Genomic DNA, 11,282 nt, shown 5'->3' on the forward strand with positions numbered 1-11,282 from the left:
AATTGCCTGTTATTGACCCAAAACCCGGGCAGCTCAGTGCTGGGATGGTAGCGCTTAATTCGCGATAGACCTTGGGGTTTGCCTTGAATCCTAGATGTCAGTTGGGGGCGGATTCCGTATCGGAATCCGCCCCCAACCTTTGTTCCCCATCTCAAGCAAATAAGGAGATATCAAACGCTTGTCGCTTAACCCTTATTGCTGATATTAAAGGTAAACACTGCATCTGGAAGAGAATATAAACAAACCTGAAAGAATGCTTTATATTTGGTAAAAAGTACAGTTAAAAGCTATTTCTAAAGATTTCCTCTAATTTTTCTGACAACTACCTGAAAGCTAAAATGGCTGGTAAATCAAGATAGTAGCAGCAGCTTAGAAACGGGGCTAAAAGCTAGATAAACCTGCCTATATTCGGATTTTGAATTGGGGCGCTTCTTAAGTAGTGGGGGGAACAGTGCGGGTAGCCCAAGTAAGGATTTGGTTACGTAAGAAATCAACCTTATCTGCGTCCTCGTAGCCCTCATCTAGCTTGCGATAGTTACTGGGTAAGACCCCATAGAGACTTAGCTGATCTAAAATCAACAACTCACAGTTGGGAGGCAACAAAGCTTGAGGGTCATTAAGCAGGGGAGCGAACCACTGCGAAGCCAAAGTTTGCGGATCAACTACGAACAGAGTAGGCAGGGCAATATCTTGCAGTAGTTTCTCGGTATCGACAATGGTCAGTTCTTTCAAGGTCTGTTTACCTATCACGAAATACTGTCGGGAAGCCCCCTGATCGTTGGGGATACGAGTATGTCCTACCTGTTCCAATTCGGCTAGTTGGGAGGAGGAAAACACGTCCTCCCAAGGAACCTCTGCTGGCCCTAAAATTGGTGCCGTCAAAACTAAAGCCTGTACCTTATCCGGGACGGCGCGTAAAGCAGCTAGAGCTCCCGAACCATCAGCGTGAAGAATTTGCTGGTCAAAGCCTCGCTCGGCTAGCCAGCCGGCGACGGCTTTTAAATCTTCAATCTGGTTTTCCAAGCTGACAACGTCATCATCGCTTTTTCCGCATCCCGAAAAATCCATTTGTAAAGTCGCGTAACCAGCAGCTCGATAGGATTTTGCGAAAATATCGAACCAACCCAGATTGTGGCGGTCAAGTAAGAATGAATGAGCAAAAATCACTGCGCAGTTACTAGAATCAACCGGAACTACGAAATCGGCAGCTAAGCTAATGCCACGTGACGTGTCGATGTTTATTTCGCTCATATAACCACCGTAAACCGGTAATCATAAAAAATGTTGTGAGAATGACCAGAATTTTCTTAGTCTGGCTAGCTAGTTTTTTTAACCGGAGCCCTGTACGGTGGTTGCGGTAGAATAGTGCACGCCCGCTTTTGACGATTCGAAAGGTAATAGCTGTGGGAAAGAAACTATTGACCGTCCTCGGCATCGGTGCTGGTATCGCGCTAGTTCGCCGTGAGGTTCGTGAGAATCCCGAGGGTGGGGTTGCCAAAACCGTTAATGCAGTGACTTCCAATCCGCAGGTTCGCCGGGCGGGGCGGGCTACAAAGCAAAAAGCGTCTGAGGTTTTTCGCCGCCAAGGAGAAGCCATAACCGATAAAATCGCGGATGCGGTTAAGGAACGTCTGTTCGGAGTGCCGGTCACCAATAAAACAAATCCCGAGTTCGTGGACGTGCAAATCGAGGAAATAACGGTTGATGTGCCAGATTCTACCCCTGAAAAAAGTTAGAACATCTACTTTTGTGACAAGGGGATAGACCGTACGGTGCAAGAAACCTCAAAAAAACAACTGCGGCGGTGGCGCAAATACCTCGCGGAAGAACGTCTAGAGGCTGATACCTATCGCTACCTGGCTCGTCACCGATTCGGTGATGAACGGGAAGTGCTTCAGGAACTTTCAGTTGCCGAGGAGCGTCACGAACAGTATTGGTTAAATCTTTTGGGTGAGGACGCATTGCCGGCTCCCCGGGCAAGTTTGCGTTCACGCTTGCTGAACTTTTTTACCCGAGTTTTCGGCACCATATTTATGTTGGCGATGATGCAGCGGGCAGAGCAGCGTCACGATTACGAAGCTGACCATGATGTTCCCAGCGAAATCGTGGCAGACGAAAAGATTCACTCCGAGGTGGTGCGGGCTCTTGCTGCCCGGCAACGTGCCACTATTTCTGGTAGTTTTCGCGCCGCAGTTTTCGGTGTGAATGATGGATTAGTCTCTACCTGTGCTTTGATTCTAGGGATTTTTGGGACGGGAGTTTCAAAAACCACGATTATCGCGACCGGGTTGGCCGGTCTGCTTTCAGGTGCACTGTCCATGGGGGCAGGGGAATATGTGTCGGTGCGTTCTCAAACTGAACTCTTAGCTTCTTCCTCGCCAGATCCAGAATCTGAACATGCGATTGACAAGCTAAATATGAATCAAAATGAATTAGCGTTGGTGTTTAGAGCGCGCGGGGATGACGCGCAAACTGCTGATCGGAAAGCGGCCGCTGCTTTTGCGAAGATAAAAATAGGCGAGCAGGCGAATTTAGGGACAAAAAATCGTGATTATGAAGAAATCGGAACCGGTATGAGGGCCGCGGTTTCTTCGTTCGCTTTCTTTGCTATCGGAGCGTTTGTGCCCCTTTTCCCATTTTTGCTGCCGTGTTCGGCGCTTAGTGGTGCAATCGCGGCGGTGGTTTTAGTGGGGGTAACTTTACTGCTAGTCGGGGGGGTTGTCGGGTTGCTGTCTGGCTCCGACCCTGCTCCGAAAGCCTTGCGGCAACTGTTTATTGGGTACGGCGCGGCCGGAGTTACTTATCTGTTGGGTTTAGCTATCGGCACACAACTTTAATAGTTGTTTTACCGCTAAGAGGTTTTAGCTTTCTGGTCGGTTGTTTGTTTCGTTTTGGTTGTAGTTATCTATAATCTGAGCGTGCTTAGCGCCAGTATTTTTGCCGGTGGCAAGGTCGATTTCTCCTGTTTCGTCCTCTTTGTCTAAAGTTCTGGAGCCGCGTATTTTTAAGTCTCTTAAACGCAGTAACTGTCGCAATTGGCGAGTGGTTAGTGTGATGGTGAAATCGGGGGCTTCTGGCAAGGTCCAACCGCGCCACTGTGCCAGTAACACGAAAATCAGTGAGGTAATAATAGAAATCCCCATCCCTAGTACCGGCATTCCCACTTTAAAGAAAATGACCATTAGTACTGCTGATAGGGCGGCGGGGGTGGCGTAAAGGTTAGCTCCTCCGAACACGCGCGGGATACGACCAACCATAATGTCGCGAATGATGCCTCCGCCGACTGCCGTGGTTAGCCCCATCATTAGTGCGGGTAGTATCCCTAGCCCTAGGGCAAGGGTTTTTTGCGCTCCGGTGGCTGCCCAACATCCCAGGCAGAGGGCGTCGGCAACCGTAATTATCCGATTAGTCCATTTAGATTCCAGTCGCCAAAAGAATGCCACTAATGCACCTAGTAATGCTCCCGCGAGGTAAAAAGGGTCGGTAAATGCGACTGGAATCTTTTGTAATAAAACGTCTCGAGCCATGCCGCCGCCGAGGGCTGAAATAACTGCTAGGGTAGCGAATCCTACGGCATCAAAGTGGCGTTCTCGAGCTAATTTAGCTCCGATGATGGCTGCGCAGAAAACGCCGGTTACATCAACGACGCGAAATGCGGTCGCTACGACTTCAGGACCGAAAGCAGTTGTGGACATAGCTTTATTTTTCTATTTTTCCCTCTAGTTTTTCCACTCCTGGAGTAGTCTGCGGATACACCCCCTAGAACCGAGCCCCTCTTCTTCGGGAGCCGTTTATCGCCACCCAGATTTTCCTCTTTGTTGAGATACGCATATGCATACGAGAGGGTTTTATCGGAGTTCGGGCAGGGCAGTTAGTAGGTGCGATGGTGATGGGAAAGAGAGCGTGCGAAAAACTTATTACCGCAGGGGGAGATTTTATCCGAGTGGGTGCGGTGGGCATAAGAATTCGGAAAATGCTTTGGCATTTTTCGAATTCTTGGGCAGGAGGAAAAACCCACCCCTGCGCGCCGAAATAACCGGGGTTTTTACCGAGCCAGACCCGGACATGGAGTGCTGTTACCGAGAAGGATCCGGGTTGATTACGGCATCAATTTTATGCTTAGAAGGCAGCCCAGCCAGCAGTAGTATCCCAGCTAAGGACAAGATGGTATAGAACCAGAACAAGCGAGAAAATCCTTCGTTTAACCCCATCTGGAATGCGGTCTCTATCTGGTCGCGATGGGATTCAATATCTTGCAGATACTTAGCTCGCATCTGTTCCACACCTGGAGGAACCGTTCCCATCTGGGCTTTTATCTTGGCTTCTTGCTGATCAAACAGATAGTTCGCTATTTCTTTAGTCCTATCCACAACGTTCGTGACATCCGCAGATTTGATTTTCTCTTGAATGGGAGCGGGTAAATCTGACATTTTAAAGCCCATATCTGCTTTCATCTGGGGCATTCCAGATTTGCTATTTTCTATGGCAGCCATGGTAGGCATCGGCGGCATTTCGGGCATTGCCTCCATTACCTTGCCGGATAGACCTCCCATCGCGGTGGCGAGCAACCCTACTAAGATCGCGGGAGCCAAAGTAGTGCCCAGCGAACGAATCAGCGATAGGGTTGCTTGTCCGGAATTAGCGTCAGACTCGGGAATTAAATGCAAGATTAGGTAGGTTAGTGGTGCGCCCATCAAGAAACCTAGACCTAATCCCATCACAAATATTGATAGTGAAGTTGATATTATCCCTGGGTGGGGGCTTGCCCAGAAGATTAGCATTATGCCCGCTATGGTGGAGATTGCAGTGCCTACTCCCAGGATTCGCCGCGGCCCGAAACGGTCGGTTAAGCGCCCACTAATGGGAGATCCTATTGCCGAGCCCACTCCGATAATGATGGTGGGATAGCCTCCGGCTCCCGAGGGTAGACGTAAACAATTCTCTGCAAACTGAGGAATAAACATTACCGTCATCATCAAGATGCCAGCAACCGCGCCCATTAGCAGGGTCGATCCCACATTTATGTTTCCGAAGTATTTGAAATTGATAATTGGGTCGGCTACCCGGTGTTCAATAACCCAAAAGAGGGGTAACAAGATTAAGAAGACTACTAACGCTACCCAAACGTTGCGGTCTTTGAGGGAGTCGCCAATCTGGGTGAAATCCAGGTTTTGGAATGCCCATAGTATCGAGGTTGTCATTACTACTAGAACTAATATCCCTGGTAAATCAAGTCTGCGGGAGGAATCTTGGGTTTCCTTTGGTAATGCCCAAATCCCCAGTCCTACAACAACTATGGCAATGGGAACGTTAATGTAGAAAATCCATTGCCAATTTTCTTGACCGGCAATATCGAGAATTAGGGAACCGGCAGAGGCGCCAAATACTGAGGCAACGCCGTAAACCATCCCTACCAGCCCTAGAGCCATACCACGCTTAGGGGGAGGGACGATGGTGCCTACTGCCGCGGTGGCAACTGGTACCATCCCGCCCCCTCCGATTGCTTGAATAGCTCGTGAAGCCAGCAGCAATCCTAGAGAGGAGAAATCTTGCGCTAGTCCGCATCCTAGGGAGCCAAGCCCAAATAACCCAATTGCCAGCACGTACACCGGTTTACGGCCAATAATGTCCGCGATTTTGCCGATAACTGGAATCGCGGCCGCATAGGCGAGGGTGTAAATAGTAAATACCCAAACTCCAACTTTGTCATCGACTCCGAGCCCGTTTTGAATAACGGTACGAGCCGGGTTTACGATCCCCATATCTAGGGCGCCCATGCCGATTCCTGCTAAGTAGAGGACGAGGACGAGTTTCCAGCGCTTAGGAGCGGTAAAGTCGGTATTGGTTAGCTGGGAGTCGCTTTTTTCTGTTTTCTGTTCAACTTTTTCGGATTTCGGGGTTTTTAGCTCGCTGCGCATAACAATCCTTAATGTTTAGTTTTGGTTTCTAAAGTTTTAGAACTCTTGATGTGGGGAAGTGTCTAGAGAATCTAAAAACTGACCTAGCATTTCGCTAAAAGTAGCCAGTTCGTTTTCGCTGCGATTGGCAAATAATCCCTTTAATCCTGCCTCCATGGGGGCGGTAAAATCGTGTCCGATTTTCCCGCCTAGTTCCGAGATGCGCAGTATAGTTTTACGGCGGTCGCTATCGCTGGTTTCGCGATTTACATATCCAGAATCGACTAGCCGATCAGTCAAATAGCTGACTGCCGCTCGCGTAATTTGTAACTTTTTCGCTAGTTGCGAGGGGGATAGGGGTTGTTCGGATAGTTCTGCTTGCCAGATTTGCAAGAGAGCCTCTCCATCTTTTCCGTGCAGCCCTACTTTTGATGAATACCGATTGGTTAGGTCATTTGCTGTGAAAATCAGGCGATGTAACTGGTAGAGGAGTTTCTCTAGGTGTTGTTTGCGTTTGATTTCTGGCTTAGCTTCTTCAGTCATGTAGTTAAGTATATTAACGGTTAAGAAACTTAATCAAATTGTTTTGTGGTTCACCCCGTGAAGATGCCCGTTTCGCCCTCCCGGTACATTATCGCCCTCCCGATTGGGAGAATTTCCGGTTATTTGTGGAGTCTGTGTCCAGTTGGGAGGGTGTTTTTGTCTGTGGAGGGCGTTTTTGTCTTGGAAGGTGCAACAATTGATTACTGTCGATGCTGGCAGAATGCAGGAGCTGGCAGATATCGGGATTAATGCCCAGAGGAGCCGGTTTTATCCGAGTAGGTGCGGTGGGGGTGTGAGCCGCGGCCGGTAAAAGATACGAGAGGGTCTTGACTGGAGTGTATGTTCGCCGGGGTAGATTTTATCCGAGTAGGTGCGGTGGGCGTAAGAATTCGGGAAACGCCGCTACGTTTTCCGAATTCTTGGGCAGGAGGAAAAATCTACCCCTGCGAGGCAAGTGCTACGAATAATCACGGTAACTTACCGAGACGGGCTCGTGCACGTCAGGTAAGAGCGGGAGGAAAAACCGGCTTCTTTGGGTACGGCTGTAGCACGCGCGTAACAGCGATTTAACCAGCAGGTATATAAATTCGCAGGGGAAGATTTTATCCGAGTGAGTGCGGTGGAGGTGCGAGCCGCGGCCGGTAAAAGATACGAGAGAAGATTGGCAGGAGTGTACGTTTGCAGGGGTAGATTTTATCCGAGTAGGTGCGGTGGGCATAAGAATTCGGGAAACGTCGTTACGTTTTCCGAATTCTTGGGCGGGAGGAAAAATCTACCCCTGCGAGCAGGGGACTAACAACACTCGCGTACTATTACCGAACCGCGCTAACCAACGGGAAGGGGATGCGCGGGGCAGGATGCCGCCACCGAAGCCATCGCGCGCTTTTCTGCCGGGGTGACCCATAAATGCCACTTATTTTTTACCGCCACCTGTAAAGCAACATATTGGCATTGAAACCCCTTATTTGGGGGCAGCCAACTGGCGGCGTCCTTATCTTTCTTATCTTGATTTGCCGTTCCATCGACCGCCAGCAGATTCAAGGGATCATTGGCGAAACGTTCACGAGTCTTTGTATCCCACTTACTAGCTCCGGTTTTCCAGGCATTAGAAAGCGCAACTACGTGGTCAATCTGAATCTTTGATGAAGTCTCGGCACCTTTATGGAACTGCTGATATTTACCGGTATAAGGCTCAGTGAAAGTCCCAGACAGTACCGTGCAATCATGTGTACCTGGTTTAATCTTTACTGCTGAAAGGTCACGCCGTAAAATATCATTTCGCGTATCACAGCCATTGTGGTCAATGTCTGCCCAGCGGATACCAAATTCGGAACGGTCATAAGCGCTGGCGCTTTTCCATTGAGCTTCCGGTAACTTTGAGATTGCTTTCACTAAATCAGTCTGCACCGATTCAGCCAAAATCTGATCTGCGCTTTTACCCCAATCAGGTAGCTGAATCTTAGGGGCTCCCCTATGGGAAAGACCAGCTAAATCTGGTCCCAGTCCGGGAACAAAAGCCCAGATTAACAAGGCAATTGTAAAAAATGTGACTATCCGGCTTCCCCAGGAAGATTTTTTCCATAACCGTGCATATTGGTTTTGCTTACGATACCCCATGCTTCTATTGTGCTTTTTTGACGATTTGATTTGCTTTAACTTTACCGCGCTGAGGGATATTCGGATTTATTGGCGGCGGTGCAAAATAGAAATATGTTCACGCTTTCTCAGGCAGCGCCCCTCGCCCCCGGACTTCCGGCAGCGAAGATTTTGCCAAAACTCAAAGACGCCCTCGAAACTGTAGGGAAAGCGATTGTTAGTGCCGAGCCAGGGTCGGGGAAAACTACTTTGATTCCTCCTTTTTGCTGGGCTCTTGAGGATAGGCGGGCAAATGATGGTGACATGGCGGCGGGGGTAGTGGTCACCGAGCCACGTCGGATTGCTTGCCGGGCAGCTGCCAGTTACTTGCAGTCATTACTGCCTAGAGAGAAGCAAAACCTGTCAGCGAAAGTCGCATTTTCGGTACGGGGAGAAACTACTCGCGGGCAGGATACTCGCCTGGATTTTGTTACTGCCGGACTGTTTTTGCGCCGGCTGCTGGCAGATCCAGAAGTTTCTGGTATTGGCACGGTAATTATCGATGAAGTACACGAACGGTCTTTAGAGACTGATGTTTTATTAGCTCTGCTCTGCGAAGTACGGCAGCTGTGTCCGGAGCTGCGGATAGTGGTGATGTCGGCGACTTTAGATAGCGAGCTTTTCCGGAAGGTTTTAGGTGAGGATACCCCGGTGCTTCAGGCGGAAGGTAAACTTTTTCCTCTGCAAGAAGTATTCGCGCCCCCGCCAGCGCGGGTGCGTCGGATTAGTGAGCGCGGAACTTCTTGGGAATTTCGGGATTACTTGGCCGATCTGGCGTTAAACCGTCGTATTCAAGGTGACACTTTAGTGTTTGCCCCCGCAATCGCGGATGTAGAGGCGATTGCTTCGGCGTTACGTACCCGCGCAAAACACCCGGAAAGAATAATGACCCTGCACGGGCAGTTGTCTCCCCGCCAGCAGGCAAAAGTACTTTCTGAGGGCGCCTCTGTTGCTAGCGAGGACGCCCTAGAGCCGGGGGAGGGGCGGATTATTGTGGCCACCTCGGTGGCTGAATCGGCACTGACGGTTCCTGGGGTGTATCAGGTAATTGACAGTGGTTTATCACGAGTTCCAACCCGCCGTCTGCGTGGCAATTCCGAGGGACTAATCACTCTTAGCTGCTCGCAAGCCACCGCCATTCAACGCGCAGGACGCGCCGCGCGCCTGGGAACCGGTCGAGCAATCCGCGCCTATGACCAGCTAACTTATGCACGTATGGAGTCCGATACTCAGCCGGAAATCTTGCGCAGTGATTTGGCGCAGACCTATTTGCAGCTGGCAGATTGGGGGCAAACCGATCTGGAAGTTCTGGCGCTGCCGACTACCCCTCCGCCTGCTGCCTGGCAGCAGGCGGAGAAGGATTTGCAGGCTCTCGGCGCTTTAGATGCTGACTGCCGGATTACCGCTTTTGGACGCCAGTTAGTACAAATTCCTGCCCACCCGCGCCTGGCACGGGCGTTAATACTGGGTTCACATCTGGTTGGAAAACGCAGGGCAGCCCAAGTAGTAGCGGCTTTGCAGGCGGATTTACATCGTCCAGATGGGGATTTATGGGCAGCTATTTGCGAGGCAGAACGCCAAGGAGATACGAACTACTGCAAAGAGCGTTCCCGTTTTGAAAACCTAGCGCAGCGCTATCAAGATATTGATGCCGGTAAGGTGGTTAAAGATTTTTCGCTTCTATATAGCGCGGGCAAGCGGGTAGGAAGTGGAGCGAATCAGCAAGGCGAAAAATCGGTTACCTTGCAGGAAATCGCCGGTGATTTAAGCGTAGGGGTAGTAGTTGCGACGGCTTTTCCTGAACAGATAGGGCGCTTAACCAGTAAACAAGGGGTCTATCAACTTTGTGGGGGAGGTGCTGCCGGTTTAAATAATGCAAATGCTCTGGTCAATACGGAATGGCTAGCAATTGCGGAAGTTGGACTGCGTAAAGGTAAAAATGATGTTATTCGTTTTGCGGCTCCCTTAACTGAACCGTTAGCTCTTGAACTAGGTAAACACCATATGCGGGAATGTCACGAGGAACAGTTCCAAAAAGGGAAAATAACGGCCTGGAAGACTAAATACCTGGGTGAAATTCCTCTACATCGTGAGCCAGCTCAAATCCTTGAATCTGAGTCCCTCCTCGAAAATGAGTATCAACGAGACGGTTTCGGGTTTATCCCTTGGAGTCCAAAAACCCGAAATCTGCGTGCCCGTATGGCGTGGGCTGCTGAGTACCTGTCAAATATGCCCCCGGTTTCCGATAAGGACTTACGTGACAATCCAAGTTTTTGGTTAAGTCTGGTAGATTATTTTTCCGCTGGAAACAGTGCGTTAAATGCACCGGTAGCAACCTGGTTGGAGGCTGTGTTGGACTATAACTCCCGGCGTAACTTGGATAGGGAAGTTCCCAGAGATATTACTCTCCCTTCAGGTCGTACCGCCGCTATCACGTATCCCGAGGAGCTAACTAGCGGCCCGCCCCGGGTGCAAGCAAAACTACAAGAGTTCTTTGGCCTGCAATCCACGCCGAAAATCCTGGGCGGAAAGGTGAATCTGGCGATGGAGATGTTATCGCCAGCAGGACGTCCGCTGGCGTTAGTGACCGACTTGCATCATTTCTGGGATGAAGTCTATCCGCAGGTGCGTGCGGAAATGCGGGGTAGGTATCGCAAACATCCTTGGCCGGAAGACCCCCGCGCCGCTATCGCGACTGCCGCCACCAACCGCCAACTCCGTTCCCGGTAACTAAGGGGTTGATACTGGGAAGCAGGGGAAAGATTTTACCTCGCGCCCCGATATTAAGGTCGAGGATTACGTTTGTCTCCCCGCCCAAAGAACTTGGGTAATACCAGGGGTATCACCCAAGTTCTTACGCCCGCCTAACCTGATCGACAAAAGTAATCCTCACCCTTACCGGCTTGGTGGGAATTATCCGGGCAGCATGGCAACCGGTTGGAATCTCGCGTACCAGGCGCGTGGTGGGGGCTAGGTTTTATCCGAGCAGGTGCGGTGGGCATAAGAATTCGGGAAACGTCGCTACGTTTTCCGAATTCTTGGGCGGGAGGAAAAACCTAGCCCCCAACGCTTGCAGCGGGCGGGAGACAAAAGTAATCTCCGCCCTTGATGTCAGGTTTCTTAATGTCGGTGCGGGAGGAAAAACCTAGCCCCCAACGCTTACGGTGGGCGGGAGACGTAAGTAATCTCCGCTCTTGCGGTCTCGGG

At 50.4% G+C, this 11,282-nt stretch carries 8 protein-coding genes; 3 read left to right on the plus strand and 5 right to left on the minus strand.

Annotated features, from left to right (window positions below):
- Positions 1 to 432: 432 nt before the first annotated feature.
- The gene (locus QZT94_RS00975) at positions 433 to 1,251 is read right to left on the minus strand and encodes a hypothetical protein (protein WP_072510248.1); all 819 of its coding nucleotides are present in this window, start codon (positions 1,249 to 1,251) and stop codon (positions 433 to 435) included.
- Positions 1,252 to 1,403: 152 nt separating this feature from the next.
- On the opposite strand from QZT94_RS00975, the gene QZT94_RS00980 reads away from it, so the two are divergent.
- Together QZT94_RS00980 and QZT94_RS00985 are read left to right on the plus strand one after the other, a co-directional pair.
- Positions 1,404 to 1,736 carry a hypothetical protein gene (locus QZT94_RS00980; protein WP_072510247.1) on the plus strand — a complete coding sequence of 111 codons (333 nt, stop codon included), beginning with the start codon at positions 1,404 to 1,406 and terminating at the stop codon, positions 1,734 to 1,736.
- A gap of 36 nt (positions 1,737 to 1,772) precedes the next feature.
- Positions 1,773 to 2,837, plus strand: coding sequence for a VIT1/CCC1 family protein (locus QZT94_RS00985; RefSeq protein WP_270626965.1), 1,065 nt, complete (start codon positions 1,773 to 1,775; stop codon positions 2,835 to 2,837).
- 24 nt (positions 2,838 to 2,861) lie between these two features.
- Here QZT94_RS00985 and QZT94_RS00990 read toward each other — a convergent pair whose 3' ends face one another.
- The 4 genes from QZT94_RS00990 to QZT94_RS01005 form a co-directional block, all read right to left on the minus strand.
- Positions 2,862 to 3,695, minus strand: a complete 834-nt coding sequence (locus tag QZT94_RS00990; RefSeq protein WP_296762014.1) for a trimeric intracellular cation channel family protein — start codon at positions 3,693 to 3,695, stop codon at positions 2,862 to 2,864.
- A gap of 381 nt (positions 3,696 to 4,076) precedes the next feature.
- The gene (locus QZT94_RS00995) at positions 4,077 to 5,918 is read right to left on the minus strand and encodes an MFS transporter (protein WP_296762011.1); all 1,842 of its coding nucleotides are present in this window, start codon (positions 5,916 to 5,918) and stop codon (positions 4,077 to 4,079) included.
- A 36-nt stretch (positions 5,919 to 5,954) separates the two neighbouring features.
- The gene (locus tag QZT94_RS01000; RefSeq protein ID WP_296762009.1) at positions 5,955 to 6,440 is read right to left on the minus strand and encodes a MarR family transcriptional regulator; all 486 of its coding nucleotides are present in this window, start codon (positions 6,438 to 6,440) and stop codon (positions 5,955 to 5,957) included.
- 825 nt (positions 6,441 to 7,265) lie between these two features.
- Positions 7,266 to 8,057 carry an HNH endonuclease family protein gene (locus tag QZT94_RS01005; RefSeq protein ID WP_296762007.1) on the minus strand — a complete coding sequence of 264 codons (792 nt, stop codon included), beginning with the start codon at positions 8,055 to 8,057 and terminating at the stop codon, positions 7,266 to 7,268.
- 93 nt (positions 8,058 to 8,150) lie between these two features.
- Between QZT94_RS01005 and QZT94_RS01010 the strand changes: the two genes are divergently transcribed.
- Entirely contained in the window at positions 8,151 to 10,805 is a 2,655-nt protein-coding gene (locus QZT94_RS01010; RefSeq protein ID WP_296762005.1) for an ATP-dependent helicase C-terminal domain-containing protein, read from the plus strand.
- The last annotated feature ends 477 nt before the right edge of the window (positions 10,806 to 11,282 follow it).

It is taken from the genome of Varibaculum sp. (assembly GCF_008661855.1).
GTDB lineage: Bacteria > Actinomycetota > Actinomycetes > Actinomycetales > Actinomycetaceae > Varibaculum > Varibaculum timonense_A.

What these genes read in the sequence shown, in the direction of transcription:
- QZT94_RS00975 (WP_072510248.1), bottom strand. Translation starts at nt 1,251, where the DNA reads ATGAGCGAAATAAACATCGACACGTCACGTGGCATTAGCTTAGCTGCC.
- QZT94_RS00990 (WP_296762014.1), bottom strand. Translation starts at nt 3,695, where the DNA reads ATGTCCACAACTGCTTTCGGTCCTGAAGTCGTAGCGACCGCATTTCGC.
- QZT94_RS00995 (WP_296762011.1), bottom strand. Translation starts at nt 5,918, where the DNA reads ATGCGCAGCGAGCTAAAAACCCCGAAATCCGAAAAAGTTGAACAGAAA.
- QZT94_RS01000 (WP_296762009.1), bottom strand. Translation starts at nt 6,440, where the DNA reads ATGACTGAAGAAGCTAAGCCAGAAATCAAACGCAAACAACACCTAGAG.
- QZT94_RS01005 (WP_296762007.1), bottom strand. Translation starts at nt 8,057, where the DNA reads ATGGGGTATCGTAAGCAAAACCAATATGCACGGTTATGGAAAAAATCT.
- QZT94_RS01010 (WP_296762005.1), top strand. Translation starts at nt 8,151, where the DNA reads ATGTTCACGCTTTCTCAGGCAGCGCCCCTCGCCCCCGGACTTCCGGCA.